Source organism: Streptomyces phaeofaciens (assembly GCF_014648915.1).
Taxonomy (GTDB): domain Bacteria; phylum Actinomycetota; class Actinomycetes; order Streptomycetales; family Streptomycetaceae; genus Streptomyces; species Streptomyces phaeofaciens.
Genome location: NZ_BMSA01000006.1, coordinates 247,111 through 273,803 on the forward strand (window position 1 = coordinate 247,111; position 26,693 = coordinate 273,803).

Here is a 26,693-nt window from a genome sequence, read left to right on the forward strand (position 1 = left end):
CACGGCCTCCACCTTGCGGAGTACGCGCGTCGGGAACGGATCGGCCCTCCGGTTGACCCCCGCACACATCCCGCTTCCCTACGCTGGGTCACGTGCAGCGCCTCTATGACTTTCTCCGCAGACACCCGACCGGGGTCGACGGCTTCTGGGCCATCATCCTCTTCGGGATCTCCGCGGCCGCAGGAACCGCCGGCCAGGAGCGGGGCGGCACCGATTCGATGGCGCGCCTCGTGCCCGTCGCCCTGTTGCTGTGCCTGGTCATCGCGCTGCGCCGACGCATGCCCGAGAAGATGCTGCTGCTGGCCGCCGGGCTCGGCGTCGCGCAGCTCGTGCTGAACGTCGGGGCCACGGCGGCCGACTTCGCCCTGTTGGTGATCGTCTACACGGTCGCCGCGACCGGCGCCCGCTGGGCCTCCCGGCTCGCGCTGGTCATGGGGCTCAGCGCGGCGACCGTGGCCGCGGTGCGCTGGCCGCACGACGACACCAGCGTGCCGGGCCAGGTCGCGATCATCGTCTTCCAGACGGTGCCGTTCGCGCTCGCCTGGGTGCTGGGCGACTCGATACGCACCCGGCGCGCCTACTTCGCGCAACTGGAGGAGCGCGCGGCACGACTGGAGAAGGAGCGCGAGGCGCAGGCGAAGGTCGCCGTCGCCGCCGAGCGCGCCCGGATCGCACGCGAACTGCACGACGTCGTCGCGCACAACGTGTCGGTGATGGTCGTGCAGGCCGACGGCGCCGCGTACGTCCTCGACGCCGCCCCCGACCAGGCGAAGAAGGCCCTGGAGACGATCTCCTCGACCGGCCGCCAGGCCCTCGCCGAGATGCGCCGCCTGCTGGGTGTGCTGCGCACCGGCGAGCACCAGGAGGGCGGCGAGTACGTGCCGCAGCCGGACGTCGAGCAGATCGAGGATCTCGTCCAGCAGTGCCGGGGCTCCGGGCTGCCCGTGGACTTCAAGATCGAGGGCACCCCGCGCCCGCTGCCCAGCGGCGTCGAGCTGACCGCCTACCGCATCGTGCAGGAGGCGCTGACGAACACACGCAAGCACGGTGGGCCCAACACGGGCGCCAGCGTGCGTCTCGTCTACTTCGACGACGGCCTCGGCCTCCTCGTCGAGGACGACGGCAAGGGCGCACCGCACGAGCTGTACGAGGAGGGCGGCGTCGACGGCCAGGGCCATGGCCTGATCGGCATGCGTGAACGGGTCGGCATGGTCGGTGGCACGCTGGACGCGGGCCCGCGTCCGGGCGGAGGATTCCGCATCAGCGCCCTGCTCCCCCTCAAACCGGCGCATTGACGCGAACGCACGCCGTTCGTTGACACCTGTCACGCCCCCTAGCCGTCCACTCCCGCCCCGTCCGCCCACCCCGCATGGAGAACGCCCCATGGAAGACGACCCGATGCCGATCCGCGTGATGCTCGTCGACGACCAGGTGCTGCTGCGCACCGGGTTCCGGATGGTGCTCGCCGCCCAGCCGGACATGGAGGTCGTGGCCGAGGCGGGTGACGGCGTCGAGGCCCTTCAGGTGGTCCGGTCCACGGCGGTCGACGTCGTCCTGATGGACGTGCGCATGCCGAAGCTGGACGGGGTGGAGGCGACCCGGCGGATCTGCGCCGAGCCCGAACCGCCGAAGGTGCTCATCCTGACCACCTTCGACCTCGACGAGTACGCGTTCTCCGGCCTGAAGGCGGGCGCCTCCGGGTTCATGCTCAAGGACGTGCCGCCCGGTGAGCTGCTCGCCGCGATCCGCTCCGTGCACAGCGGTGACGCCGTCGTCGCCCCCTCCACCACCCGTCGGCTCCTCGACCGGTTCGCACCGATGCTGCCGACCACCGGCAAGGAGCCCCAGCGCAAGGAGCTGGAGCGGCTCACCGAGCGCGAGCGCGAGGTCATGGTGCTGGTCGCGCAGGGCCTGTCCAACGGGGAGATCGCGGCCCGGCTCGTGCTGTCCGAGGCGACCGTCAAGACCCACGTGGGCCGCATCCTGACCAAGCTGGGGCTGCGCGACCGCGTGCAGGTCGTCGTCCTCGCGTACGAGACGGGGCTGGTCCGGGCGGGCGGGCTCGGCTGACACGGGAGCTGTCCCAGGACAGGGCCGGGTCGCCACGGCGACCCTGCTGCCCGCCGCCGGGTGCCGCCCGAGAACACCGCCGGGAGCGCTACCGGAGGACGCCCTCCAGGAAGTCGCTGCCCAGCCGCGCCACCACCGCCACGTCCAGCTGGTGCAGCACGTACCGGCCGCGCCGGCGGGTGGTGACCAGGCCGGCCTTCTTCAGGACGGCGAGGTGCCGGGATATCTCCGGGGCCGTCATGCCCTGCACCTGGGCCAGCTCGCTCGTCGTGTAGGCGCTGCGCGCCAGGTAGCGGCAGATCCGCATCCGGACGGGGTGGGACAGGGCCGTCATCCGCAGCGTGAGCTGCTCGACCGACGGCGGTGAGGCCGGATCGGGGGAGCCGACCGGGTAGTGCAGCACGGGCTGCCAGCCCGGCCGGTGCAGCACGCTGAGGTGGGGCCAGCCGAAGCTGGTCGGGACGAGGAGCAGACCGCCGCCCTGGACGGAGGTACGGCCTTCGAGCAGCTTGTCGACGACGATCCGTCCGGCGGCCTCGTCCAGCGTCACCACCGGGGAGACCGCGGCCAGCGCCTCGGAAAGCCCCCGGTGCCGCAGCAGCTCCGTCTTGTGCCGGGCGTCCGCCGCCAGCTGGTGGCAGAGCCGGGACCAGGCGTCCGCGAAGAACGCCTCCTCGCAGTCCTCCAGGAAGCGCCGCACCCAGCCGCGGACGCCGGGCGGGTCGTCGAGCAGCCGCTGGGTGAACCGCACCTGCTGAGGTCCGCGGTAGGCGGCCGCCTCCAGGGCCCGTGGGCGCACGGACGCGTCCGAGAGGACGCCCGAGGGCTGGGTGTCGTAGGCGAGCGAGCAGGTGATGAACTCCAGCGCCGCGTCCACGAACTGTTCGTCGGTCAGTTTGTCCAGCAGGTCCAGTTCCTCGGCGAGCGTGGCCCCCGGCAGGGTGCCGCCGCCCGGGACGCCCGCGTACGGCAGGAAGATGTCCGAGAACGTCGTCCGCCACAGGAAGTCCGCCTCGCACATCCGGTCGGCGAGATGCGGGTCGAGCCCGGCGGTGACGCCGGTGGCCCAGCCCTGGAGCCGGGGATGGTGGCCGGGCTCGGACAGGGCGTGCAGCGCCATGCCCAGCTCGGCCAAGGGGGAGGGCACGACGGCGACCCTCTCCGGCCGCAGCCCCGCGATGTCGATGCTCACGCTCATGTCCTCATGGTGCACCCGGCCACCGACAACGCCTGCCTCGATTGACGGCCGCCGTCAATCGAGGCGACGAACCCCGCCGGCCGGGCGCAGCCTGGGACGACCGGGGCTACCGCGGAGCCCTCCGGATTCCCGTTTCCCCACGACCCGCGAAGGCGTCGTCATGAGCATCACGCAGCAGTACGTCCTCGACACCTACCGTGCCCGCCGCAACGGCGAGCCCCTCCCGCCCGCGCCCGGCGCCCACGACTGGCAGGTCGTGCGCGAGCTGCGCGACCACCGGCAGTTCCGCGCGGTCCTCGCCGGCCGCCCGGCCCACGGGAGGATCCGGCGGGCCCTCAGCCGCCTGCTCCACCCCCGCCGGCGCCCCACCACCGGCTGACCATCCCGGCGGGGACGGCCGGTGGGCCGGGCCGCCCGCGGCTACCCGCCGGCCACCGACGCCACCCGGGCGACGAAGTCGGCGACCGCCGCCCGCACGTCGTCCGCCGTCCACTCCAGGCCCTGGGAGCGGATCGTGACCTCGGTGAACGACAGTCCGGGCCCGCCGGTGTCCCAGGCGGAGGCGAACAGCATCGACCCGGTCTCCTCGGCCTGGAGCGCCGCCGCCTCGGCGAGTACGTCGGCCTCGTACGGCAGCCAGACCCGGAACTCGTGGGTGTGCGGCACCTCGGGATGCACCCGCGCCCACGCCACACCCGACTCGGCGAACCCCTCCCGCAGCGCGGCGGCCACCACGCGCGCGTGCCGCACGTACCCGGGCAGGCGGGGCAGCTCCCGCTCCAGGCCGACGAGCGCCGACAGGGCGGTGGGGAACTGCTGGAAGACCATGCCGCCGTACCGGTGCCGCCAGGCCTTCGCCTCCTCGATCAGCGTGTGCGGGCCGGCGAGCGCGGCGCCGCCGAAGCCGTCGAGGGACTTGTAGAACGACACGTAGACGCTGTCCGCGAGACCGGCCGTCTCGTCCAGGGAACGGCCGAAGTGGACGGTGGACTCCCACAGGCGCGCGCCGTCGAAGTGCACCACCGCGTCGCGCTCGCGCGCCGCCTCCACGACCTCGTTCAGCTCCTCCCAGGTGGGCAGGACGAAACCGGCGTCCCTGAGGGGCAGCTCCAGCATCAGTGCGCCGAACGGCTCCTCGAAGGCACGCACCTCGTCGGCCGTGGGCAGCCGGGGCTCGCTCGTCAGCCGGACCGTGCGCAACCCGCTGACCACGGACAACGCGCCCCGCTCATGCACCTCGGGATGGGCCAGGCCGTGCAGTGCCACCGTGCGGTCGCCGGTGCGGCCGGCCCAGCAGCGCAGGGCGACCTGCTGGGCCATCGTGCCGGTCGGGAAGAACGCGGCGGCCTCCGTCCCCAGCAGCGCGGCGACCCGCTCCTCCAGGGCCGCCACGACCCCGTTGCCGTAGATGTCCGCCCGCTCGTCCAGGTCGTAGACCTCGGGCGCGGCGTCCTGGAGCAGCGTGAGCCGCTCGCGCAGCGTGCCGTGGTAGCCCCCGCGGGACAGGACACGCTCCGCCGCCCGGAAGGCCGCCGTCCGCCGCTCCCGCAGCCGCTCCCGCGGCGACTTCTCCTCGTCCTGGCCGCTCTGTTCCGCCGTATCCCTCATGAGCGGATCATGCCGTGCGCCGGTTCGCGCGGACACACGGATTTCCCGGGCTCCCAGGGGGCGTTCGGCTGCGAGATAACCCACAGCCTGTGGACGGGCCGGACTCGCCCCGAACCAATCGCGTTAACATGACGAGAAATCGTCCGGTACCCCGAGCGGACTGGAACGGAAGGCCGCCGTCGCGTGAGTACAGTCCAACAACCAGACCCCAGGGACCGCCCCGCGCGGCTCACCGTCGGCGTCGTCGGCGCCGGCCGCGTGGGTCCCGCGCTCGCCGCGTCCCTCCAGCTCGCCGGGCACCGCCCGGTGGCCGTCTCCGGTGTCTCCGACTCCTCCCGGCGGCGGGCCGCGCTGCTGCTGCCCGACGTGCCCCTCGTCCCGCCCGCGGAGGTCCTCGGGCGCGCCGACCTGGTGCTGCTGACCGTCCCCGACGACGTCCTGCCCGGTCTCGTCGAGGGACTTGTCGAGACCGGGGCCGTCCGGCCCGGCCACCTGCTCGTGCACACCTCCGGGCGCTACGGCACGCGGGTCCTCGACCCCGCCCTGCGCGCGGGCGCGCTGCCGCTGGCCCTGCACCCGGCGATGACGTTCACCGGCACGCCCGTGGACGTCCAGCGTCTGGCCGGGTGTTCCTTCGGCGTCACCGCGCCCGAGGAGCTGCGGATGGCCGCCGAGGCGCTCGTCATCGAGATGGGCGGCGAACCGGAGTGGATCGCCGAGGAGAACCGCCCGCTCTACCACGCGGCCCTCGCCCTGGGCGCGAACCACCTGGTCACGCTGGTCGCCCAGTCCATGGAGCTGCTCCGGACGGCGGGCGTGGAGGCCCCCGACCGGATGCTGGGCCCCCTGCTCGGCGCCGCCCTCGACAACGCGCTGCGTTCCGGTGACGCCGCACTCACCGGGCCCGTCGCGCGCGGGGACGCGGGCACGGTCGCCGCGCACGTCTCCGAGCTGCGCCGGCACGCCCCGCAGGCCGTCGACGGCTATCTGGCGATGGCCCGCGCGACCGCGGACCGCGCGCTCGCCCACGGGCTGCTCAAGCCCGAACTCGCCGAGGATCTCCTCGGGGTGCTCGCGGGCGACGCCCAAGGGACGCACGGACCGCACGGACCCCACGGAACGCACGGCACCGAAGGAGATGCCGGATGACCGCCACCCTGCTGCGCACCGCCGCCGAACTGCGCGAAGGCACGCGTGCGGGCCGCCGGGCCGTCGTGATGACGATGGGCGCCCTGCACGACGGCCACGCCACCCTCGTGCGCACCGCCCGGGAGCTCGCCGGACCGGACGGCGAGGTCGTCGTCACGGTCTTCGTGAACCCCCTCCAGTTCGGCGCGGGCGAGGACCTCGACCGCTACCCGCGCACCCTGGACGCCGACCTCAAGATCGCCGAGCAGGCCGGCGCGGACGTCGTGTTCGCCCCGTCCGTGGACGAGGTCTACCCGGGCGGCGAGCCCCAGGTCCGGATCAGCGCCGGCCCGATGGGGGAGCGGCTGGAGGGCGCCTCGCGCCCCGGGCACTTCGACGGCATGCTCACCGTCGTCGCCAAGCTGCTGCACCTCACCCGGCCCGACGCGGCCCTGTTCGGGCAGAAGGACGCCCAGCAGCTGGCCCTGATCCGGCGCATGGCCCGCGACCTGAACTTCGGCGTCGACATCGTCGCCGTCCCCACCGTCCGTGAGGCCGACGGGCTGGCCCTGTCCAGCCGCAACCGCTACCTCTCCCCGAAGGAGCGGCACACCGCGCTCGCCCTGTCCGCCGCCCTGTTCGCGGGCCGCGACCGGCACGCCGCCCAGGAGGCGCTGCGGGCACGCGCGCGTGAGGTGCCCGCCACCCAGGCGCGGGCCGAGGCGCTCAGCGCCATAGGGGAGTCCCGCGCGGCCGCGGACGCGCACGCCGTCGCCAAGGCCGCCCCCGGCAACCCGGCGGCCGTCCGCGCGGCCGCCCGGCAGACGCTCGACGAGGCCGTCCGCCTCGACCCGCCGCTGCAGCTGGACTATCTCGCGCTCGTCGACCCCGCCGACTTCACGGAGATCGGGGACGACTTCACCGGCGAGGCCGTCCTCGCCGTCGCCGCCCGGGTCGGTGCGACCCGGCTGATCGACAACCTCCCCCTGACCTTCGGAGCCGCCTCGTGAGCAGCACAGGCATACGACTGCACGCACCCGCGCCCGGGTGGAGCATCACCGCGGACGTCGTGGTCGTCGGCTCCGGCGTCGCCGGCCTGACCGCGGCCCTGCGCTGCGAGGCCGCCGGCCTGCGCACGGTCGTCGTCACCAAGGCGCGTCTCGACGACGGCTCCACCCGCTGGGCGCAGGGCGGCATCGCGGCGGCCCTGGGTGAGGGCGACACCCCCGAACAGCACCTCGACGACACGCTGGTGGCGGGCGCGGGCCTGTGCGACGAGGAGGCCGTACGGATCCTCGTCACCGAGGGTCCCGACGCCGTACGGCGGCTCATCGAGACCGGCGCCCACTTCGACGAGTCCGCCGAGGGCGACCTGGAGCTCACCCGCGAGGGCGGCCACCACCGGCGCCGGATCGCGCACGCGGGCGGAGACGCGACCGGCGCGGAGATCTCCCGCGCCCTCGTGGAGGCGGTACGCGCGCGTGGGCTGCGCACGATCGAGAACGCGCTCGTCCTGGACCTGCTGACGGACGCGGCCGGCCGTACGGCGGGCGTCACCCTGCACGTCATGGGCGAGGGCCAGCACGACGGCGTGGGCGCCGTGCACGCCCCCACGGTCGTCCTCGCGACCGGCGGCATGGGCCAGGTGTTCTCCGCGACCACCAACCCGTCCGTCTCCACCGGTGACGGCGTGGCGCTCGCCCTGCGGGCCGGCGCCGAGGTCTCCGACCTGGAGTTCGTGCAGTTCCACCCCACCGTGCTGTTCCTCGGCCCGGACGCCGAGGGCCAGCAGCCGCTGGTCTCCGAGGCGGTGCGCGGCGAGGGCGCCCACCTGGTCGACGCGGACGGCGTGCGCTTCATGGTCGGGCAGCACGAGCTGGCCGAGCTGGCGCCCCGCGACATCGTCGCCAAGGGCATCATGCGCCGGATGCAGGAGCAGGACGCCGAGCACATGTTCCTCGACGCCCGGCACTTCGGCGCGGCCATGTGGGAGCACCGCTTCCCGACGATCCTCGCCGCCTGCCGCGCCCACGGCATCGACCCCGTCCACGAACCGATCCCGATAGCGCCGGCGGCCCACTACGCCTCCGGCGGCGTACGCACCGACTCCCGGGGCCGCACCACCGTCCCGGGCCTGTACGCGTGCGGCGAGGTCGCCTGCACCGGCGTGCACGGCGCGAACCGGCTGGCGTCCAACTCCCTCCTGGAGGGCCTGGTCTACGCCGAGCGGATCGCCGTCGACATCACCGACAGCCACGCGGACGACGGCCCGCACGCGCGCGTGCCCGCACCGGTCGAGCACCCCGAGCGGCCCGCGCACCCGCTCCTGGCCCCCGAGGCCCGGTTCGCGATCCAGCGGATCATGACCGAGGGCGCGGGCGTCCTGCGCTCCGCCGAGTCCCTGGCCAAGGCCGCCGACCAGCTCCAGCGGCTGCACACCGAGGCCCGCGACGCCCTCGACGAGAACGGCAAGACCGCCGAGCCCGGCGTCGACACCTGGGAGGCCACCAACCTCCTGTGCGTGGCACGCGTCCTGGTCGCCGCCGCCGCGCTGCGCGAGGAGACCCGCGGCTGCCACTGGCGCGAGGACCACGCCGACCGCGACGACACGGACTGGCGGCGCCACATCGTCGTACGGCTGAATCCGGACCGCACCCTCGCGGTACACGCCACCGATACCGCAGACTTCCCCCCGACCCGGCACCACCAGCAGGAGCAGTGACAGACGTGAGCACCCCCGATCTTCCCCTCGCCCAGAGCGGCGGCTGCGGCGACGGCTGCGCCTGTGGCGCCGAGGACGACGCCGAGTACCTGGAGTGCGGGCTCGACCCCGCGCTCGCGCAGCTCCTCGCCGACGCCGGCCTCGACCCCGTCGAGGTCGAGGACATCGCCAACGTCGCCATCCAGGAGGACCTGGACCACGGCGTGGACGTGACGACCGTCGCGACCATCCCCGAGGACGCGGTGGCCACCGCCGACTTCACCGCCCGGGAGGCCGGCGTGGTCGCGGGCCTGCGGGTCGCCGAGGCCGTCGTCTCGGTCGTGTGCACCGACGAGTTCGAGGTCGAGCGGCACGTCGAGGACGGCGACCGCGTGGAGGCCGGCCAGAAGCTGCTGTCGGTCACCACGCGCACGCGTGACCTGCTGACCGCCGAGCGCAGCGCGCTCAACCTGCTGTGCCGCCTCTCCGGTATCGCGACCGCCACGCGCGCGTGGGCGGACGTCCTGGAGGGAACCAAGGCACGCGTGCGTGACACCCGCAAGACCACGCCGGGCCTGCGCTCCCTGGAGAAGTTCGCGGTCCGCTGCGGCGGTGGCATCAACCACCGCATGTCGCTCTCCGACGCGGCCCTGGTCAAGGACAACCACGTGGTCGCCGCGGGCGGCGTCGCCGAGGCCTTCAAGGCCGTACGGGAGACCTTCCCGGACGTCCCGATCGAGGTCGAGGTCGACACCCTGCACCAGCTGCGCGACGTCGTGGACGCCGGCGCAGACCTGATCCTGCTGGACAACTTCACGCCCGGAGAGTGTGCGGAGGCCGTCGGTGTCGTCGGCGGGCGCGCCCTGCTGGAGGCGTCCGGCCGGCTCACCCTGGACAACGCGCGCGCGTACGCCGACACCGGCGTCGACTTCCTGGCCGTCGGAGCCCTCACGCACTCCTCGCCGATCCTGGACATCGGCCTGGATCTGCGGGCGGCGGAGTAGGGAGCGGGAACCGGCCATGCTGCTGACGATCGACGTGGGCAACACGCACACCGTGCTGGGACTGTTCGACGGCGAGGACATCGTCGAGCACTGGCGGATCTCGACCGACGCACGCCGTACGGCCGACGAGATGGCGGTACTCCTCCAGGGCCTGATGGGCATGCACCCGCTCCTCGGGGTGGAGCTGGGCGACGGCATCGACGGGATCGCGATCTGCGCCACCGTCCCCTCCGTGCTGCACGAGCTGCGCGAGGTGACCCGCCGCTACTACGGCGACGTGCCCGCGGTCCTCGTCGAGCCGGGTGTGAAGACCGGCGTGCCGATCCTCTTCGACAACCCCAAGGAGGTCGGCGCCGACCGCATCATCAACGCGGTCGCCGCGAACGAGCTGTACGGCGGCCCGGCGATCGTGGTCGACTTCGGCACGGCGACCACGTTCGACGCGGTCAGCGCGCGCGGAGAGTACGTCGGCGGGGTCATCGCCCCCGGCATCGAGATCTCCGTCGAGGCCCTCGGCGTCAAGGCCGCCCAGCTGCGCAAGATCGAGGTGGCGCGGCCCCGGAGCGTGATCGGCAAGAACACGGTCGAGGCCATGCAGTCCGGCATCGTCTACGGGTTCGCCGGCCAGGTCGACGGCGTGGTCGGCCGGATGGCACGGGAGCTGGCCGAGGACCCGGACGACGTCACGGTGATCGCCACCGGCGGCCTCGCCCCGATGGTCCTCGGCGAGTCCTCGGTGATCGACGAGCACGAGCCCTGGCTGACGCTGATCGGACTGCGGCTGGTGTACGAGCGGAACGTCTCGCGAATGTGACGGGTGCGGGCGGCGCGGTGCGGTGCGCCCGGCTGCGCGAGGGCGGCCGGTGACGGCCCGCCGTCCGCCGCGCCGGAGTCGGGCTCCGCGCCCGGCGGCCGGCTCCGAAGGGGCCATCGGGGCGGATTCGGGCGCGTCACTTCCCACTGTTATGTCGAATTTGTCTGATTAGCGCGTACCGTCGCGGCATGCCCACGCCCTACGGATCCCGCGGCGGCCTGGCGTTCGGCGCGGAGGAGCTGCGTGTGCTCCGCCGTGCCCTCGCCCTCGCCCTCCACCCCGGTCCCGTCTCCGCCGAGGACGTCCAGGACTGCCATCGCCTCGCCGACTCCCTCGACGACGCGATGCGCGAGGCCGCCCGGCTGCGGGCCTTCCTGGTGGCCGACCTCGCCCGGTACCGCGCCGCCCTCCCCGGCACCGTCACCGGCTATCTGACGCTCCTGGAGGAAGTCCTGGCCACGGGCCACCGGCCCGAACCCGACGACCTGGCCGCCCTGCGCGCCCTGCGCGGCAACCCCACGGCCGCCGCCCTGCTGGAGCGCTGCCAGGTACTCGCCGAGCAGGACGTACGCACCCGTCTCGCCCGCCGTACGGCCCGCGGGGCCGTACACGCCACCCCGCTGGTCCCGGCGTCCCGTACGCGCCTCCTGGCGCTCCCTGGGGGCCGCTCCGGCGACGACGCCGACCGCCTTCTCGTCGCGGCCGACGGATCGGGCGGGCCGGGCGAGGAGCCGCGCAGGAAGCCCGCCGAGAAACCGGCCGCGCCCGCACCGGGACCCGTCCCCGCGAAGCCCGCCGAGCCCCAGCCCCCGCACCGGCCCATCCCCACGCCGGGCGAGGTCTTCCCGCGCCGCAAGCCGGCTCCGCCGCCCGCGGACCCGGAGCAGCGGCGGCTCGTGGCGGGCTGAGGCGGCACCCCGTTCGCCACCGGTCGCCCGCGCCACCGGTCGCCCGCGCCACCGGTGGCCGCCACCTGCGGGTCCGCCGGCGGCCCGACCCCGCCCCGATGTCCCGTTCCTCCCTGGCTACCCTGGATCCATGGACTACGTCTCCGCGCTCGTGCCCCCGGTCGTCATGGCCGTGTTCTTCATCGGTGTGATCCGGGTGATCGTGAAGACCCAGGGCGGAGCCAACAAGGCCAAGGAGGACGCCGCCGTGGACGCGGCCCTCGCGCGCGCGCAGAGCGCCCGCCAGGCCTCCGTGGGCCCCGACGCCTGACCCCGCCGCCCGCTCGCACCCTCCAAGGGCGCACGACTCCCTCCCGGAGCCGTGCGCCCTTTTTGTTCATGTTTGCTGATGAAGGTGCACGTCCGGCACGCGATCGGCGAGATCTCCCATTATTGTTCTGAGTTGTGCCTCGCCCATTGGGAGAACTCGAAGACGCGGTGATGACGCGGGTGTGGAAGTGGAACCGCCCGGTGACCGTTCGAGAAGTCCTGGAAGACCTTCAGCAGGAACGGTCCATCGCGTACACCACGGTGATGACCGTTTTGGACAATCTCCATCAGAAGGGCTGGGTGCGCCGTGAGGCGGAAGGCCGGGCCTATCGATATGAGGCGGTCTCCACCCGAGCCGCCTACGCGGCTGCCCTCATGAACGACGCCTGGGCGCAGAGCGACAACCCCGCCGCCGCTCTCGTCGCCTTCTTCGGGATGATGAGCGACGAACAGCGCGGGGCGCTGCGCGACGCCGTACGCATCGCCCAAGGTCCGGAAACTTCCGAAGCCTCTGCGCCGAGTCCCGGGGAGAACCCCGGCTCGGCAACGGAGGACGACGGGCGATAGCGTCCGCTCATGTCCGCAGAGAGCCCCTCCGGCGAGAACCTCGAAGTCTCCGCTAAAGCCATCACCGTCCGGCGGGCCCGGACCAGCGATGTCCCGGCCGTACGCCGACTCCTTGACGCGTACGTCCGCGGCCGCATCCTGCTCGACAAAGCGACGGTGACGCTTTACGAGGACATCCAGGAGTTCTGGGTCGCCGAACGCGACGACAACGCCGAGGTGGTCGGCTGCGGCGCCCTGCACGTGATGTGGGAAGACCTGGCTGAAGTGCGCACTCTCGCGGTGAAGCCCGGCCTGAAGGGCGCGGGCGTCGGTCACCAGTTGTTGGAGAAGTTGCTGCACACCGCCCGGTGGCTCGGCGTTCGCCGTGTTTTCTGCCTGACCTTCGAAGTGGACTTCTTCGGCAAGCACGGCTTCGTGGAGATCGGCGAGACGCCCGTCGACACCGATGTCTACGCGGAGCTGCTGCGTTCCTATGACGAGGGCGTAGCGGAGTTCCTCGGACTCGAACGAGTGAAACCCAACACCTTGGGCAACAGCCGGATGCTTCTGCATCTGTGATCGTCGGGACCCATTCCGACCGAGCGGCCTTGCCCGGTTCCCTATGTCCGAAACGCGCATGTTTCCGGGCCTGGGGCGGGCCGTCGGCCTCCGCTAGGGGTTTGTGTTTTCCCAGCAAAAGCGGTTTGCTTTCCGACGTAACGCAGTACTGCATATAACAGGGCGCGGCTAAACGGCGGACGCCGCGGACCCCGTCCCTCACGTTATCGATGAAAGGAAATCCGGTGGCACAGAAGGTTCAGGTCCTTCTTGTCGACGACCTCGACGGCGGCGAGGCGGACGAGACCGTGACGTTCGCGCTGGACGGCAAGACGTACGAGATCGATCTCACGACTGCCAATGCGGACAAGCTGCGTGGTCTTCTCGAGGCCTACGTGAAGGGCGGCCGGCGTACGGGTGGCCGTGCTTCGGGTGGGCGTGGAAAGGCGCGCGCCGCGACCGGCGGCAGCCAGGACACCGCTCAGATCCGTGCGTGGGCCAAGGAGAACGGTTTCGAGGTCAACGACCGCGGCCGTGTTCCGGCGACCATTCGTGAGGCTTACGAGAAGGCCAACGGCTGAGCGCTCGCGCGCCACAGCCGGACACGGTGGCACTCCGTCGCCAGCGTGTTCACCAGCCGAACGAGATCGGGGGCGCCCCCCACGCCCCTCCATGCCGACATCGTCGGCAGCGAGGCCTCGACCTCGCACGCCGCCACGGGGGGCCGCAGCCAGACAGCGGCCCCCTGCAATGGCCCGGTGCGGCGGCGGCCCGGAGGCGCGGGGGCCTCGACGAGCCCGCCCGCGCCGATCGCCGTCAGGTCCAGCGGCAGCGAGCCCCACTCCAGCCACTGGAGGATGCCGGGCAGCTCCTCCGCGCCCCCCGCGGCCACCAGCAGCCACATCCGGTCCCCGTGGACGGCCACCGGGAAGCCAGGGAGATCCGGGAGACCCGGGAGGCCAGGGGCATCTCGGAGACCCGGGAGACCGGGCAGACCCGGCAGACTCGGGAAGCCCGACACCGCGGCATCGCCCCGCGTGGCGCCGCCCGCCGCAGGGCCGGCGCCGTTCTCGGTCGCCCCGGTACCCGTCCGGTCGGTGCCGATACCCGTCCGGTCGGCGGCAGCCGCCAGTCGCCGCAGCGCCGCGGACCCCGCCGTGACCGGGACGTCCAGGACGTCGAAGCGCTCGCCGGTCAAAAGTCGTACCGGCTCCCCGGGCACCGTCGGCCACGCCAGTACGTTCTCGTACCAGTCACGGATCTTGGCGTCCGCGGCCTCCCTGTTCTCCCTGTCGTGCTCCCCGTCGCTCTCCCCGTCTTTTCCGTCCTCCCCGCCCTCGGAGTTCCCGGCGCTCTCCGTGATCTCGGTGCTCTCGGTGTGCTCCGTGTACTCGGTGCGGGCCGGTCCGAGCGGACGGCGAGGCAGGGGCACCAGGGGGTGCGCGGAGGCGGCCGCAGGGGCGGCCGGCGGCACGGAGGGGGGAACGCAGAGGGGCGCGAGCGGGGGCACGAACGGTGGGACTGAGCCAGCCATGCCAAGCGCAACCGTCCGAAAGCCCCGAGAGTTACGCTGGGTGCCGCCGTGACTGCGCAGTGTGCGAAAAGAAGAGGCGGGTGGGCCTGGCGGGAGGCGCAAGGTTGTTCGCCCGTAGCGGAGGGAACCGGTGCGCAGGGCATGGAGTGTCAGTCCCAGCGGGTAAGACATGCCTAGTGGGAGGGGGCGACACGCAGGAAAGGACGTCTCACGTTCGCCATCGGCGTACTGATGGTGAGGGTAACTGCCTGGCCTGCGGGAACATCGTCTCGCACCATCGGGTTGGAGCAGATGTCGGCGTTCGGGGTCAGGAGGCCATCGACGGTGTCGGCAGTTGGAATGAGCGGTCCCCGCTTGCGGGACTAAGCTGCGGAAGGACAGGGAGGGGAAGTTCCCCCCACTGCCTGACCGCTCTGAGGAGCGATTAACGATGTTCGAGAGGTTCACCGACCGCGCGCGGCGGGTTGTCGTCCTGGCTCAGGAAGAAGCCCGGATGCTCAACCACAACTACATCGGCACCGAGCACATCCTCCTGGGCCTGATCCATGAGGGTGAGGGTGTCGCCGCCAAGGCCCTTGAGAGCCTCGGGATTTCGCTCGAGGCGGTCCGCCAGCAGGTGGAGGAGATCATCGGGCAGGGGCAGCAGGCCCCGTCCGGGCACATCCCCTTCACCCCCCGTGCCAAGAAGGTCCTGGAGCTGTCGCTCCGCGAGGCCCTTCAGCTGGGCCACAACTACATCGGCACGGAGCACATCCTGCTCGGCCTGATCCGTGAGGGCGAGGGCGTCGCCGCCCAGGTCCTGGTCAAGCTGGGCGCAGATCTCAACCGGGTGCGGCAGCAGGTCATCCAGCTGCTCTCCGGTTACCAGGGCAAGGAGACCGCCACCGCCGGCGGCCCTGCCGAGGGCACCCCCTCGACGTCCCTGGTCCTCGACCAGTTCGGCCGGAACCTCACCCAGGCCGCTCGCGAGTCCAAGCTCGACCCGGTCATCGGGCGCGAGAAGGAGATCGAGCGGGTCATGCAGGTGCTGTCCCGCCGCACCAAGAACAACCCGGTCCTGATCGGTGAGCCCGGCGTCGGCAAGACCGCCGTCGTCGAGGGCCTCGCTCAGGCCATCGTCAAGGGCGAGGTGCCCGAGACCCTCAAGGACAAGCACCTCTACACCCTGGACCTCGGTGCGCTGGTCGCCGGCTCCCGCTACCGCGGTGACTTCGAGGAGCGCCTGAAGAAGGTGCTCAAGGAGATCCGCACCCGCGGCGACATCATCCTGTTCATCGACGAGCTGCACACGCTGGTCGGTGCGGGTGCCGCCGAGGGCGCCATCGACGCCGCTTCGATCCTGAAGCCGATGCTGGCCCGTGGTGAGCTCCAGACCATCGGTGCGACCACGCTGGACGAGTACCGCAAGCACCTGGAGAAGGACGCGGCCCTCGAGCGCCGCTTCCAGCCCATCCAGGTCGCCGAGCCGTCCCTGCCGCACACGATCGAGATCCTCAAGGGTCTGCGCGACCGGTACGAGGCGCACCACCGCGTCTCCATCACCGACGAGGCGCTGGTCCAGGCCGCCACCCTGGCCGACCGGTACATCTCGGACCGCTTCCTGCCGGACAAGGCGATCGACCTGATCGACGAGGCCGGCTCCCGGATGCGCATCCGCCGGATGACCGCTCCGCCGGACCTGCGCGAGTTCGACGAGAAGATCGCCGGCGTCCGCCGCGACAAGGAGTCCGCGATCGACTCGCAGGACTTCGAGAAGGCCGCCTCCCTCCGCGACAAGGAGAAGCAGCTCCTGGCCGCCAAGGCCAAGCGCGAGAAGGAGTGGAAGGCCGGCGACATGGACGTCGTCGCCGAGGTCGACGGCGAGCTGATCGCCGAGGTCCTCGCCACGGCCACCGGCATCCCGGTCTTCAAGCTGACCGAGGAGGAGTCCTCGCGTCTGCTGCGTATGGAGGACGAGCTCCACAAGCGGGTCATCGGCCAGGTCGACGCCGTCAAGGCGCTGTCCAAGGCGATCCGCCGTACGCGTGCCGGTCTGAAGGACCCCAAGCGTCCCGGTGGCTCGTTCATCTTCGCCGGTCCGTCCGGTGTCGGTAAGACCGAGCTGTCCAAGGCGCTCGCCGAGTTCCTCTTCGGTGACGAGGACGCGCTGATCTCCCTCGACATGTCGGAGTTCAGCGAGAAGCACACGGTGTCGCGTCTCTTCGGTTCGCCCCCCGGATACGTGGGCTACGAAGAGGGCGGCCAGCTGACCGAGAAGGTCCGTCGCAAGCCGTTCTCCGTCGTCCTCTTCGACGAGGTCGAGAAGGCCCACCCGGACATCTTCAACTCGCTGCTCCAGATCCTGGAGGACGGTCGTCTGACCGACTCCCAGGGCCGGGTCGTGGACTTCAAGAACACGGTCATCATCATGACGACCAACCTCGGCACCCGGGACATCTCCAAGGGCTTCAACCTGGGCTTCGCGGCCTCGGGCGACAAGAAGTCCAACTACGAGCGCATGAAGAACAAGGTCTCGGACGAGCTCAAGCAGCACTTCCGCCCCGAGTTCCTCAACCGCGTGGACGACGTGGTCGTCTTCCCGCAGCTGACGCAGGCGGACATCCTGCGGATCGTCGACCTGATGATCGGCAAGGTGGACGAGCGCCTGAAGGACCGGGACATGGGCATCGAGCTCTCCCAGTCCGCCAAGGAGCTGCTGTCCAAGAAGGGCTACGACCCGGTGCTGGGCGCGCGTCCGCTGCGTCGCACGATCCAGCGCGAGATCGAGGACACGCTGTCGGAGAAGATCCTCTTCGGCGAGCTGCGTCCGGGTCACATCGTGGTCGTGGACACCGAGGGCGAGGGCGACGCCCAGACCTTCACCTTCCGCGGCGAGGAGAAGTCGGCGCTGCCCGACGTCCCGCCGATCGAGCAGGCGGCCGGCGGTGCCGGGCCGAACCTGAGCAAGGAGGCGTAAGCCTCACGGCGACGCCAGAAGGGGCCGGTGCTTTCGAGCACCGGCCCCTTCGTCATGCCCGCGGGCTTCGCGTGTGCGGGCTTCGTACCGGCCGCCGCGTGCGCACGGGCTTCGTGCCGGCCCGCGTCGTACGCACAGGCCTCGTGCGCCCCCGCGTCGTGCGTGCCCGCTGCGATGCCGGGACGATCTGCCGCCTCGCGGCTACCGATCTGCCGCCTCGCGGCTACGACGCCGTGTGCGCCGTCGGGTCAGGACAGCTGGCCGTCGTAGTCCGGCAGCTTGTAGGTCTTCTCGGCGTGGCCGCCGGAGAGGTCGGTGGCGCTGTTGCCGACGTTCGCGATGATCGTGTAGCCCTTGTTCTCGATGGTGACGCGCTGGGCCGTCTTGTAGGCGGCGACGTCCTTGAAGAGGTCGAGGAAGCCGCGGACGTAGAGGCCGGAGACCTTGTAGCCGACGTGCTTGAGGTTGTAGTCGGTCACCCCGGAGATGATCCCCGGGCGGGCGGTGACGAAGAACAGCGAGACGCCGTGCTCCTGGGCGTACGTGGCGACGTCGAGGACCGGCTTGTTGGCCGGCTGCGGGTAGCTGAAGCCGAAGTCGGTCTCCAGGGTGGTGTTGTCGATGTCGAAGACGATGGCCTGCTTCTCGCCCGGCTTGGCGGCGGCGATGCGCTGCTTCAGGTAGGGCAGGGCCTCGTTCATCACGGCCTGGCAGTCGGTCTGCCAGGTCGCGTAGTCGACGTCCTCTGCGGCTGCGGCCGCGGCGACGGTGGAGGTGGACGTGCCGGTGGCCGTAGCCGCCTGGGCACCGGCCGGGACGGCCAGCGCCCAGGCGGCGGCGGTGGCCACGGCGGTCATGGCGATACGGCGCGTCCAGGTGCCTCTGGTCATGTGTGGGGGTCCTCTCGCGTCCTTGCGCTGCCGGTGTCGTGGGCATGCTCATCGGTGGGGATGGCCTGAGGGGAACCAGCGGGTTACTGGCGGGAACCTGCGGGTTACTGGACGGTAGAGGGTGCTGAGAGGCCGGTCACAGACCCCTGCCTTGATCGTGACGGGGGTCACAAGTGCCGTGCGGGGCAGGGGAGTAGCCCCCGTCACATCCCGAAGTCCCTTGAGGAGGGGGGCCGGTGACATGCCGCACAGGCCCTTCGAGGGCTACTAGGGCGCGTAGTGGAAGAGCCCATTTGGGCAAAAAGGACATACGCCCCAGGGGTGAAATGCGCGCCGAGTCTCCGGCGTGGAGGGTGTCCAAATTGCGGCCTTGAGGGGTTCTGTCAAGGAGTGTGAAGCTTTGGGTTGAAGTACTAGCTTCCGTCGTAGATCACACGTTTGGGGGTCCGTGGGGCTCGGGGTTACCAAGGGATGGCCATCCGGCGGCCGACCGTGTGCCGGATGGTTTCTCTGTCCCCGTTCTCATGAGGTCTTCGATGTTCCAGCGCGTCACGTCCCGTCTCTCCCGTACGTCCCTCCGTCGCACCGGCGTGGCCGTCGGGGCCACCGCCCTCGGTGCCTCGGTCGTGCTGGGAGCCGGGGTGACGTCCGCCTCCGCTGCCACCGGCTGGGTCAAGCCCGTCGCGCACTACGCCAAGTCCGCCAGCTTCCACCAGGCCGGCGCCATGTGGCAGTCCACCCACAGCGGGCAGGACTTCGCCGTGCCGAGCGGCACCAAGGTCGTGGCCACGCACGGCGGCACGGTCGTCAAGGCCGGCGGCAACGGCGCCGGTGACGGTCCGGCCTACGGCAACGCCATCGTCATCAAGCACGGCAGCGGGACGTACTCCCAGTACGCCCACCTCTCGCGCGTCGAGGTGAGGGTCGGCCAGATCGTCAAGACCGGTCAGCGCATAGCCCTGTCCGGCAACACGGGCAACTCCAGCGGCCCGCACCTGCACTTCGAGATCCGTAAGACCGCGAACTACGGCTCGGCCATCAACCCGGTCGCCTTCCTGCGCGCCAAGGGCCTGTCCATCTGAGAGCCCCGCACTCCGGCATGCCGGGCGGCCCGCTGAGCCGGAGGAGGCTCAGGACCGCCGGCTGCCCTCATGGGCCTGGGTCACCAGATCGACGGCGACTTCGAGGACGGCATCGCGCTTCTCCTCGGCGTCGCCTTCGAAGTCCTGGAGCAGGAACATCCCGGCGTGCAGCGTGAAGATGGCGCTCACGCAGCGGACCTGGTCGGTCAGTCGCGCGTCCGGGTCGATGATGATGTCGCGCAGCCCGCGCATCCGGTCCTTGAAGGAATCGCCGATCTGGAGCTCCCGCACCGTCGCCTGGTTCTCCTGCATGAAGCGGAAGAGCGGGGACGCGTCGGCGAGGATCTGGCTGTAGCGCCGTACGATCTCCTGTTTGGTGTCCAGGGTGTGCGGCTGCTCCTTGCCCCACTCGATCAGTTCCTCGATCGGCTTCGTCAGATCCTGGAAGATGCTGACGATGATCTCTTCCTTCGTCTTGAAGTGGTAGTACAGGGCAGCCTTCGTGACCTCCAGACGCTCCGCGATCTCGCGGAGGGAGGTCTTCTCGTAGCCCTGCTCGGCGAAGAGTTCGAGCGCGACGTCCTGGATGCGCTGGCGGGTGTTCCCGCGGCGCTGCTGCTTCATGCCGTCCATGGTGACGTCCATCCTCGTACTCCTCGGGCTCCCGCGGAACTTACTTGACGACCGGCTAGTGACGGGTCTACCTTCCCCAGTGTAGTCAACTAGCCGGGCGGCAAGTAAGTGGCCAGCCCGGAGTGGTACCCAGGGGAGTGGGAAAGATGGCGGACATACGGCCGGCCGAGACGGAGCCGGAGAAACAGCCGAAGAGCGTGCGGGTCGTCCTGCTCGCACTCATGATCACCATGATGCTCGCGATGCTCGACAACATGATCGTGGGCACCGCGATGCCGACCATCGTCGGCGACCTCGGCGGGCTCGAACACCTCTCGTGGGTCGTGACCGCGTACACCCTCGCGACCGCGGCCTCCACCCCGATCTGGGGCAAGCTCGGCGACATGTACGGGCGCAAGGGCGCCTTCATGGCGTCGATCGTGATCTTCCTGATCGGCTCCGCGCTCAGCGGCATGGCCCAGAACATGGGCGAGCTCATCGGCTTCCGCGCCGTGCAGGGCCTCGGCGCCGGCGGTCTGATGGTCGGCGTCATGGCGATCATCGGCGACCTGATCCCGCCGCGCGAGCGCGGCAAGTACCAGGGCATGATGGCCGGCGTCATGGCGCTGGCGATGATCGGCGGCCCGCTGGTCGGCGGCACCATCACCGACAACTGGGGCTGGCGCTGGTCCTTCTACATCAACCTGCCCCTCGGCGTGGTGTCGCTCGGCCTGATCAGCGCCGTGCTGCACCTGCCGCGGAAGCGCTCGCAGGCCCGCATCGACTACCTGGGCGCCACGCTGCTCACCGTCGGCATCACCTCCATCGTCCTCGTCACCACCTGGGGCGGTACGGAGTACGCCTGGACGTCGGCGCGGATCATGGAGCTGATCGGCATCGGCGTCGCCTCGCTCATCGGGTTCGTGTTCTGGCAGACCCGGGCCGCCGAGCCGATCGTGCCGCTGCACATCTTCCGCAGCCGCAACTTCACCCTGATGTCCCTGATCGGCTTCATCACCGGCTTCGTGATGTTCGGCGCGACCCTCTTCCTGCCGCTCTACCAGCAGTCGGTCCAGGGCGCCTCCGCGACCAACTCCGGGCTGCTGCTCCTGCCGATGCTCGGCGCCATGCTGGTCACCTCGATGGTCGCCGGCCGGGTCACCACGAACACCGGCAAGTACAAGGTCTTCCCGCTGGTCGGCAGCGTGCTGATGGTCATCGGGCTGTACCTGCTGTCCACGATGGACACGGGCACGTCGCGGTTCACCTCCGGTGTGTTCATGGCCGTCGTCGGCCTCGGCATGGGCTGCCTGATGCAGATCACCATGCTGGTCGCGCAGAACAGCGTGGAGATGAAGGACATGGGCGTCGCGTCCTCCTCCACCACCCTGTTCCGCACGCTCGGCTCCTCCTTCGGTGTCGCGATCATGGGCGCGCTGTTCAACAACCGGGTCCAGGACGTCATGTCCGAGCGGGCCGGCGCGCTGGGCTCGAAGATCACCGAGCAGTCCGCGCAGCTCGACGCGGCCAGCCTGGCCAAGCTGCCGGAAGCGGCCCGCGAGGCCTACCAGCACGCGGTGTCCTCCGGTACCCACTCGGCGTTCCTGCTGGGCGCGGTGGTGGCGGTGGCCGCGCTGGCGGCGGCGGTGTTCGTCAAGGAGGTCCCGCTCAAGGGCGCAGGGCCGCAGAAGCCGGCCGACGACTCGACGGACGGCGCGGCCGCCGCTCCGCCGGTGGTCGAGGCGGTCTGATCCCCACCTGATGTGAGGCCCCCGGTCGGTGTCCGCCCCGGGGGCCTTCGTCATGCGCGGCGCCGTCCACCGACGCGGGGGAGCCGGTACCGCACCCCGCGTCCCTGTCGGTCCCGCGTGCCACCATCGGCCTCATGGACAAGATGCGGCAGTTGCGGCTGGCCAAGGACGCCATGGACCGCGACTGGGCCGATCCGCGGCTCGACCTGGACGCCGTGGCCGCGCACGCCGGCTACTCCCGCTACCACTTCGTCCGCGCCTTCAAGGAGGCGTACGGCGAGACACCCGGCCAGTACCTCACCCACCGCCGGATCGAGCGGGCCGAGGAGATGCTCCGCACCGCCGACCTCGGCGTGACCGAGATCTGCCACCTGGTCGGCTTCAGCAGCCTCGGCACCTTCTCCAGCCGCTTCAAGACCCGCACCGGGCTCACCCCCAGCGCCTACCGGGCCCGGTACGTCGGCCGCGGCGCCTCACTGATCCCCGGCTGCTACGCGATGCTCTGGGCCGGCGGCTTCCCCACGACGAGGCCCACGGCCGGGCCCGCCACGAAGACCGCAACTTCGGAGAAGCGCCCCGGCCCGGGCCCTGCCTACGGTGACGGACAGGACCCCTCGACCGACGGGAGAGCAGAACCATGATCAAGGGCCTGGGCATCACCACCGTGTGGACCTTCGACCAGCAGCGCACCAAGGCCTTCTTCACCGAGAAGCTCGATTTCGAGGTGCGCACCGAACTCGCCATGGGCGACATGCGCTGGGTCACCGTCGGCGCCAAGGACCAGCCGGACGTCGAACTCGCCCTGATGAGCCTCGACGGCCCCGGCCTCGACCCGGAATCCTCCGAGGCCCTGAAGAAGCTGGTCAGCAAGGGCGTCATCGGCGCGGGCGCCTTCCGCACGGACGACTGCCGCGGCGACTACGCGACCTTCGGCGCACGCGGCGTCGAGTTCATCCAGGAACCGCGGGAGCGTCCTTACGGCATCGAGGCGATCTTCCGTGACGACAACGGCAACTGGTACTCCCTGACCGAGCGCAACGAGGAGCTGGACTTCTCGAAGGACTTCGGCTGAGCGAGCACGGGCGGCGGCGGCCCGTGCTTTCGGCTCAGCCTCCCGACAGCGGCATCATCGGGTAGCTCCCCGTGTTGGTCGGCGCGTGCTCGGGCAGCCACAGGACGGCCACCGCCCCCTCGGCGGGTATGTGGTCCGGGGCCCCCGCCGGCCGGACGTTGCGGAAGGTCAGCCGGGCGCCCAGGACCCGGGCCTGGCCCGCCGCGATCGTCAGGCCGAGCCCGTGGCCGTGGCCCGCGCGGTCGGCGCTCCCGGTGCGGAAGCGGCGCGGCCCCTCGGCCAGCAGATCCTTGGGAAAGCCGGGGCCGTGGTCGCGGACCCGGATGACCCGGCCCTCGACGGTGACCTGGATCGGCGGCTTGCCGTGCCGGGCGGCGTTGGCGAGCAGGTTGAACAGGACGCGCTCCAGCCGCCGGGGGTCGGTGGTGACCATCGACTCGTGCACCACCCGCACCTCGACCGCCGGGTCCTTGGCCGCCACCCGACGGGAGACGAACTCGCCCAGCAGGATGTCCTGAAGCTCGGCGCGCTCCGAGGCGCCGTCCAGCCGGGCCACCTCCAGGACGTCCTCCACGAGGGTGCGCATCGCCTTGGCGCGGTCCAGGACCAGCTCGGTCGGCCGGCCCGGCGGCAGCAGTTCGGCGGCCGTCAGCAGGCCCGTCACCGGGGTGCGCAGCTCGTGCGCGATGTCGGCCGTGACCCGGCGCTCGGCCTCCAGCCGCCGCTGAAGGGCGTCCGCCATGGCGTCCACCGCGCTCGCCAGGTCGTCGGTCTCGTCCCGGACGACCCCGCCGATCGCGTCCCGTACGCGTACGTCCGGCTCGCCCTTGGCGACCTGGTTGGCCGCGGTCGCCGCCTTACGGAGCCGGCGCGACAACTGCCCGCCGATGAGCACCCCGAGCGCGCTGCCGCCGAGGACGGCCGCGATGGAGCCGATCACCAGGGCCTGGTCGAGGTCGTTGAGGATGTCGGTGCTGCGGTCGGTGAACCCGGTGTGCAGGGACAGGACATGCCCGCCCTTGACCGGTACGGCCGCCCAGATGTCGGGGCCTCCGTGCGGGCTGTCGGAGACGAACGTCGCCCGGCGCCCTTCGTCGACCTTCTCCCGCAGTGCGGGCGGCAGACGGGGATCATCAAGGATGATCTTGGGGAAGTTCGGCCGCCCGGTCTGCTCGTAGTTGCGCTGGGCGATCTGGACCCGCTCGTCGGCGAGGTCGCGCGCGTTGTCCAGCATGGAGACCCGCGCCGCGTTGTGCACGACCAGGCTGAGCGCGATCGCCACCAGCGCGCCGACCAGCGCGATCGCCGCGCTGAGCTTCCACCGCAGGCCCGTGCGGATGCCCGCGCGCTCCACGCGGTCGGGAACCAGGTGTCGGAACATCCCCCGCATACCCCCGCCGCTCAGGCCTTCAACTTGTAGCCGAAGCCACGGACGGTCTCGATACGGTCCTGGCCGATCTTCGTCCGCAGCCGCTGCACATGGACGTCGACGACCCGGGTGTCACCACCCCAGCCGTAGTCCCACACGCGTTCCAGCAGCTTGTCCCGGGACAGGACCGTGCCCGGGGCGGAGGAGAACTCCAGCAGCAGGCGCATCTCGGTCGGCGTCAGCGCCACCGGCCGGCCGGCCTTGCGGACCTCCATGCCCTCGGTGTCCACCTCCAGGTCCCCGAAGGTCAGCACACCGCCGTCGGGCGCGGTCTCCTCGCTCCGGTCACCGCCGCCCGCGTGCCCGAAGCGGCGCAGCACGGCGCGGATCCGGGCGACCAGGACGGCGCCGTCGAACGGCTTGGTCACGTAGTCGTCGGCGCCGGCCTCCAGGCCCAGCACCACGTCGATGGAGTCGGCGCGGGCCGAGAGCATGATCACCGGCACGGTGGACTCGTCGCGGATGCGCCGGCACAGGCTCACGCCGTCCAGTCCGGGCACCATGACGTCCAGCAGCGCGATGTCGGGGCGGTTCGCCCGGAACGCGTCCAGGCCGGACAGGCCGTCGGGCATCGCGGTGACCGCGAAGCCGTCCCGCTCCAGGGCGAGCTGGGTGGCCTCGCGGATGACGTCGTCGTCCTCGACGAACAGGACGTGTGTCTGGTCTGCCATCCCGGTGCTCTCAGTCCTCGTAGGGGTCTCGGTGTAGGGGCTGGGTCTCGGTGGAAGGTCGTCGGTGCGGGGGTGTCGGTCGTCGTCAGTCTGTCGTGTGCCTGTCGGGCGGTCCCTAGGGGGGACGCGTAGGCGGTGCCGCGCGTTCACTCGGCGGCCGTGACGTGTCCCGCCCCGGCCCGCTCATCCATTGATCGGAACGAGCGCCCCGATCGGTTCACGATGCCGGAAGATTTTTTCGCGACCGCGCTTCCGCCGACGGTTTTCCACCGGCTGTTTCCGCCGACCGCTTCCACCGAATGTTTCCGCAGGGCCGCTCCCGCAGGCCGCTCCCGCTGCTCCCGCCACTCCGGCCGACCGCTCCCGTCACCTCACCGACCGCTCCCGCAGGCCACTCCCGGCCGCCGTCTACAGGTCCTCGCCCGCCGCTTCGCTGTAGTCGTTGTGCCAGCTGAACGTCTTGACGAAGCGGCCCGACACCCACCGGTACGTGATCACGTTCTCGCCGGACGGGTTCGACACCGGGTCGCCCTTCCCGTACACCTGCTTGGTCACGACCAGTTCGCCCCGGTCTATCTCCGCGTACACCGGAGGCTCCTCGGTCCGGAACACGTTCTCGTACCGGCCGTCCGTCTCCCGGTACACGTACGAGCCGATGCCGACGGCGTCGCTGCACGTCAGCACGTTGACCACGATGTCGCTCTCCGGGCCGTCGGTCAGCTCGCCGTACGCCACGTCGACCGGGTACTCGTTGCCGACGCAGGGCTTCAGCTGGTGTTTGACCTCCGCGGAGACCGCGGGGTCGTTCTTGACGAGCTGGACGCCGTCCACCCGGCCCCGGGCGGTGGTGGGGGCCGCCGAGGGCGTGGCGGCTGGGGCGGCGCCCTCCACCGCTTCGGAGTGCGCAGGGCCCTCGTCACGGGCGCCGGTGCCTCCCGTGCCGCACGAGGAGACGAAAAGGCCGAGGGCGGCGAGCACGGACACCGCCGTGATCGCCGCCTGGGAATTGCCTCGGGCCGGTGAGGGCCCGGCCTGGGTCAGGCCGCCGCGCAACGCTCCCGCTCCTCACGCTCCAGCGCGCGTGCGTCCAGATCGCGGGCTTCCAGCTCCTCGCGGAGCCGGGCGAGCGCCCGGTGCAGCGTGCTCTTGACCGTTCCGGCCGACATGCCGAGGGCGGCGGCCGTCTCCTCCGTGGACATCTGCTCCCAGTGTCGCAGCACCACGACACTGCGCTGCTTCGGAGCGAGCACCTTCATCGCGTCCATCAGCAGGGCGCGGTCCGCGTGCTGTTCGGTGGAGTCGTCCACGCAGGCGTCCGGGAGCTGCTCGGTGGGGACCTCCTCCAGCTTGCGGGCCCGCCACCACTCGGTCCGAGTGTTGATCATGACCCGGCGCAGGTAGGCGTCCGCGAGCCGCTTGTCCGCGATGCCCTCCCAGCGGCCGTACGTCCGGGCCAGAGCCGTCTGGAGGAGGTCCTGTGCGTCGACCGGGTCCGGGACCAGCCGGCGGGCGCTGCGCAGCAGCGCGTCCTGCCGGGTGCGGACGTACTCCTCGAACCCGAGCACCTCGCCCTGCGCCATGGTCAACCCCTCCGTTTTTCCCCGTTCCGGCTCGCGGTCGTCCGCCGGTTTCCTGCCGTGGTCTGTCGCCCTCGTGCCCTTGGGGGGCACGCAAACGAAGCTACGGAGGTGTTGTCACGGGGCTGTCCGAAGCAGCCTGCGGCTAGCGCTCGGCTGTCCGTCGGTTGTGTAACGGAAATGAGTTCGGGGTAAAGAGGCAGGCCGAATCATGCATGCATGTGCGGAGTTGTCCCGCCCATGGCCGTGACACAGACGGCCGTCGACCGTGATGA

27 protein-coding genes are annotated in these 26,693 nt (G+C 71.2%); 18 read left to right on the forward strand and 9 right to left on the reverse strand.

The window, feature by feature from the left end; genetic code table 11:
- The first annotated feature begins 92 nt into the window (after window positions 1–92).
- Window positions 93–1,295 carry a sensor histidine kinase gene (locus IE275_RS14190; RefSeq protein WP_189711513.1) on the forward strand — a complete coding sequence of 401 codons (1,203 nt, stop codon included), beginning with the start codon at window positions 93–95 and terminating at the stop codon, window positions 1,293–1,295.
- A gap of 103 nt (window positions 1,296–1,398) precedes the next feature.
- A complete protein-coding gene (locus IE275_RS14195; RefSeq protein WP_189711601.1) occupies window positions 1,399–2,070 on the forward strand; it encodes a response regulator in 672 nt (223 codons plus the stop codon).
- 88 nt (window positions 2,071–2,158) lie between these two features.
- Here IE275_RS14195 and IE275_RS14200 read toward each other — a convergent pair whose 3' ends face one another.
- Window positions 2,159–3,268, reverse strand: a complete 1,110-nt coding sequence (locus tag IE275_RS14200) for a DUF5937 family protein (protein ID WP_189711514.1) — start codon at window positions 3,266–3,268, stop codon at window positions 2,159–2,161.
- Window positions 3,269–3,428: 160 nt separating this feature from the next.
- On the opposite strand from IE275_RS14200, the gene IE275_RS14205 reads away from it, so the two are divergent.
- Window positions 3,429–3,647: a hypothetical protein gene (locus IE275_RS14205; RefSeq protein WP_189711516.1), complete on the forward strand. Its 219-nt coding sequence runs from the start codon at window positions 3,429–3,431 to the stop codon at window positions 3,645–3,647.
- Between the two features lie 41 nt (window positions 3,648–3,688).
- Here IE275_RS14205 and IE275_RS14210 read toward each other — a convergent pair whose 3' ends face one another.
- Window positions 3,689–4,876 (reverse strand): threonine aldolase family protein, encoded by a 1,188-nt coding sequence (locus tag IE275_RS14210; protein WP_189711518.1) that lies wholly within the window; start codon window positions 4,874–4,876, stop codon window positions 3,689–3,691.
- A 183-nt stretch (window positions 4,877–5,059) separates the two neighbouring features.
- On the opposite strand from IE275_RS14210, the gene IE275_RS14215 reads away from it, so the two are divergent.
- The 10 genes from IE275_RS14215 to IE275_RS14260 all read left to right on the forward strand — a co-directional run bounded on the left by IE275_RS14215 (window position 5,060) and on the right by IE275_RS14260 (window position 13,425).
- Window positions 5,060–6,025: a Rossmann-like and DUF2520 domain-containing protein gene (locus IE275_RS14215; protein ID WP_189711520.1), complete on the forward strand. Its 966-nt coding sequence runs from the start codon at window positions 5,060–5,062 to the stop codon at window positions 6,023–6,025.
- Complete coding sequence (gene panC, locus IE275_RS14220) at window positions 6,022–7,014, forward strand: pantoate--beta-alanine ligase (RefSeq protein WP_189711521.1); 993 nt, start codon at window positions 6,022–6,024, stop codon at window positions 7,012–7,014. The genes IE275_RS14215 and panC overlap by 4 nt, the downstream gene beginning before the upstream one ends.
- On the forward strand, window positions 7,011–8,726 hold the full coding sequence (locus tag IE275_RS14225) for an L-aspartate oxidase (RefSeq protein ID WP_189711523.1): 1,716 nt from the start codon (window positions 7,011–7,013) through the stop codon (window positions 8,724–8,726). Before panC ends, IE275_RS14225 begins: the two co-directional genes overlap by 4 nt.
- 5 nt (window positions 8,727–8,731) lie before the next feature.
- Entirely contained in the window at window positions 8,732–9,709 is a 978-nt protein-coding gene (nadC, locus tag IE275_RS14230; protein WP_189711525.1) for a carboxylating nicotinate-nucleotide diphosphorylase, read from the forward strand.
- A 16-nt stretch (window positions 9,710–9,725) separates the two neighbouring features.
- Window positions 9,726–10,523, forward strand: coding sequence for a type III pantothenate kinase (locus IE275_RS14235; RefSeq protein WP_189711527.1), 798 nt, complete (start codon window positions 9,726–9,728; stop codon window positions 10,521–10,523).
- 218 nt (window positions 10,524–10,741) lie between these two features.
- The gene (locus IE275_RS14240) at window positions 10,742–11,431 is read left to right on the forward strand and encodes a hypothetical protein (RefSeq protein WP_189711603.1); all 690 of its coding nucleotides are present in this window, start codon (window positions 10,742–10,744) and stop codon (window positions 11,429–11,431) included.
- 130 nt (window positions 11,432–11,561) lie between these two features.
- Complete coding sequence (locus IE275_RS14245; RefSeq protein ID WP_189711529.1) at window positions 11,562–11,741, forward strand: hypothetical protein; 180 nt, start codon at window positions 11,562–11,564, stop codon at window positions 11,739–11,741.
- Window positions 11,742–11,887: 146 nt separating this feature from the next.
- Entirely contained in the window at window positions 11,888–12,307 is a 420-nt protein-coding gene (locus tag IE275_RS14250) for a BlaI/MecI/CopY family transcriptional regulator (RefSeq protein ID WP_189711531.1), read from the forward strand.
- A 9-nt stretch (window positions 12,308–12,316) separates the two neighbouring features.
- Window positions 12,317–12,865: an amino-acid N-acetyltransferase gene (locus tag IE275_RS14255; RefSeq protein WP_189711533.1), complete on the forward strand. Its 549-nt coding sequence runs from the start codon at window positions 12,317–12,319 to the stop codon at window positions 12,863–12,865.
- A 224-nt stretch (window positions 12,866–13,089) separates the two neighbouring features.
- Window positions 13,090–13,425 (forward strand): histone-like nucleoid-structuring protein Lsr2, encoded by a 336-nt coding sequence (locus tag IE275_RS14260; RefSeq protein WP_189711535.1) that lies wholly within the window; start codon window positions 13,090–13,092, stop codon window positions 13,423–13,425.
- Here IE275_RS14260 and IE275_RS45905 read toward each other — a convergent pair.
- Complete coding sequence (locus IE275_RS45905; RefSeq protein WP_444545879.1) at window positions 13,404–13,976, reverse strand: SCO3374 family protein; 573 nt, start codon at window positions 13,974–13,976, stop codon at window positions 13,404–13,406. The two genes, IE275_RS14260 and IE275_RS45905, sit on opposite strands and share 22 nt — an antisense overlap.
- Window positions 13,977–14,808: 832 nt before the next feature.
- Here IE275_RS45905 and IE275_RS14270 point away from each other — a divergent pair.
- Window positions 14,809–17,334: an ATP-dependent Clp protease ATP-binding subunit gene (locus tag IE275_RS14270; protein ID WP_189711537.1), complete on the forward strand. Its 2,526-nt coding sequence runs from the start codon at window positions 14,809–14,811 to the stop codon at window positions 17,332–17,334.
- 248 nt (window positions 17,335–17,582) lie between these two features.
- Here IE275_RS14270 and IE275_RS14275 read toward each other — a convergent pair whose 3' ends face one another.
- The gene (locus IE275_RS14275; RefSeq protein ID WP_189711539.1) at window positions 17,583–18,224 is read right to left on the reverse strand and encodes an HAD family acid phosphatase; all 642 of its coding nucleotides are present in this window, start codon (window positions 18,222–18,224) and stop codon (window positions 17,583–17,585) included.
- 536 nt (window positions 18,225–18,760) lie between these two features.
- On the opposite strand from IE275_RS14275, the gene IE275_RS14280 reads away from it, so the two are divergent.
- The gene (locus tag IE275_RS14280) at window positions 18,761–19,306 is read left to right on the forward strand and encodes a M23 family metallopeptidase (RefSeq protein WP_189711541.1); all 546 of its coding nucleotides are present in this window, start codon (window positions 18,761–18,763) and stop codon (window positions 19,304–19,306) included.
- A 48-nt stretch (window positions 19,307–19,354) separates the two neighbouring features.
- Here the strand turns inward: IE275_RS14280 and IE275_RS14285 are convergent, their stop codons facing one another.
- Window positions 19,355–19,951 (reverse strand): TetR/AcrR family transcriptional regulator, encoded by a 597-nt coding sequence (locus tag IE275_RS14285; RefSeq protein ID WP_189711542.1) that lies wholly within the window; start codon window positions 19,949–19,951, stop codon window positions 19,355–19,357.
- A gap of 134 nt (window positions 19,952–20,085) precedes the next feature.
- Here IE275_RS14285 and IE275_RS14290 point away from each other — a divergent pair, with 134 nt between their 5' ends.
- The 3 genes from IE275_RS14290 to IE275_RS14300 all read left to right on the forward strand — a co-directional run bounded on the left by IE275_RS14290 (window position 20,086) and on the right by IE275_RS14300 (window position 22,741).
- On the forward strand, window positions 20,086–21,669 hold the full coding sequence (locus IE275_RS14290; protein ID WP_189711544.1) for an MDR family MFS transporter: 1,584 nt from the start codon (window positions 20,086–20,088) through the stop codon (window positions 21,667–21,669).
- A 143-nt stretch (window positions 21,670–21,812) separates the two neighbouring features.
- Window positions 21,813–22,310: a helix-turn-helix transcriptional regulator gene (locus tag IE275_RS14295; protein WP_189711605.1), complete on the forward strand. Its 498-nt coding sequence runs from the start codon at window positions 21,813–21,815 to the stop codon at window positions 22,308–22,310.
- Window positions 22,307–22,741 (forward strand): VOC family protein, encoded by a 435-nt coding sequence (locus IE275_RS14300; RefSeq protein ID WP_189711546.1) that lies wholly within the window; start codon window positions 22,307–22,309, stop codon window positions 22,739–22,741. Before IE275_RS14295 ends, IE275_RS14300 begins: the two co-directional genes overlap by 4 nt.
- A 34-nt stretch (window positions 22,742–22,775) precedes the next feature.
- On the opposite strand, the gene cseC is transcribed toward IE275_RS14300, so the two are convergent.
- From cseC to IE275_RS14320, 4 genes are all read right to left on the reverse strand, one after another.
- Window positions 22,776–24,131, reverse strand: a complete 1,356-nt coding sequence (gene cseC / locus IE275_RS14305; protein WP_189711548.1) for a two-component system sensor histidine kinase CseC — start codon at window positions 24,129–24,131, stop codon at window positions 22,776–22,778.
- A gap of 11 nt (window positions 24,132–24,142) precedes the next feature.
- On the reverse strand, window positions 24,143–24,841 hold the full coding sequence (cseB, locus tag IE275_RS14310; RefSeq protein WP_189711550.1) for a two-component system response regulator CseB: 699 nt from the start codon (window positions 24,839–24,841) through the stop codon (window positions 24,143–24,145).
- Window positions 24,842–25,249: 408 nt separating this feature from the next.
- A complete protein-coding gene (locus IE275_RS14315; protein ID WP_189711551.1) occupies window positions 25,250–25,894 on the reverse strand; it encodes a hypothetical protein in 645 nt (214 codons plus the stop codon).
- A complete protein-coding gene (locus IE275_RS14320) occupies window positions 25,879–26,421 on the reverse strand; it encodes a SigE family RNA polymerase sigma factor (RefSeq protein ID WP_189711553.1) in 543 nt (180 codons plus the stop codon). The genes IE275_RS14315 and IE275_RS14320 overlap by 16 nt, the downstream gene beginning before the upstream one ends.
- Window positions 26,422–26,693 lie beyond the last annotated feature (272 nt).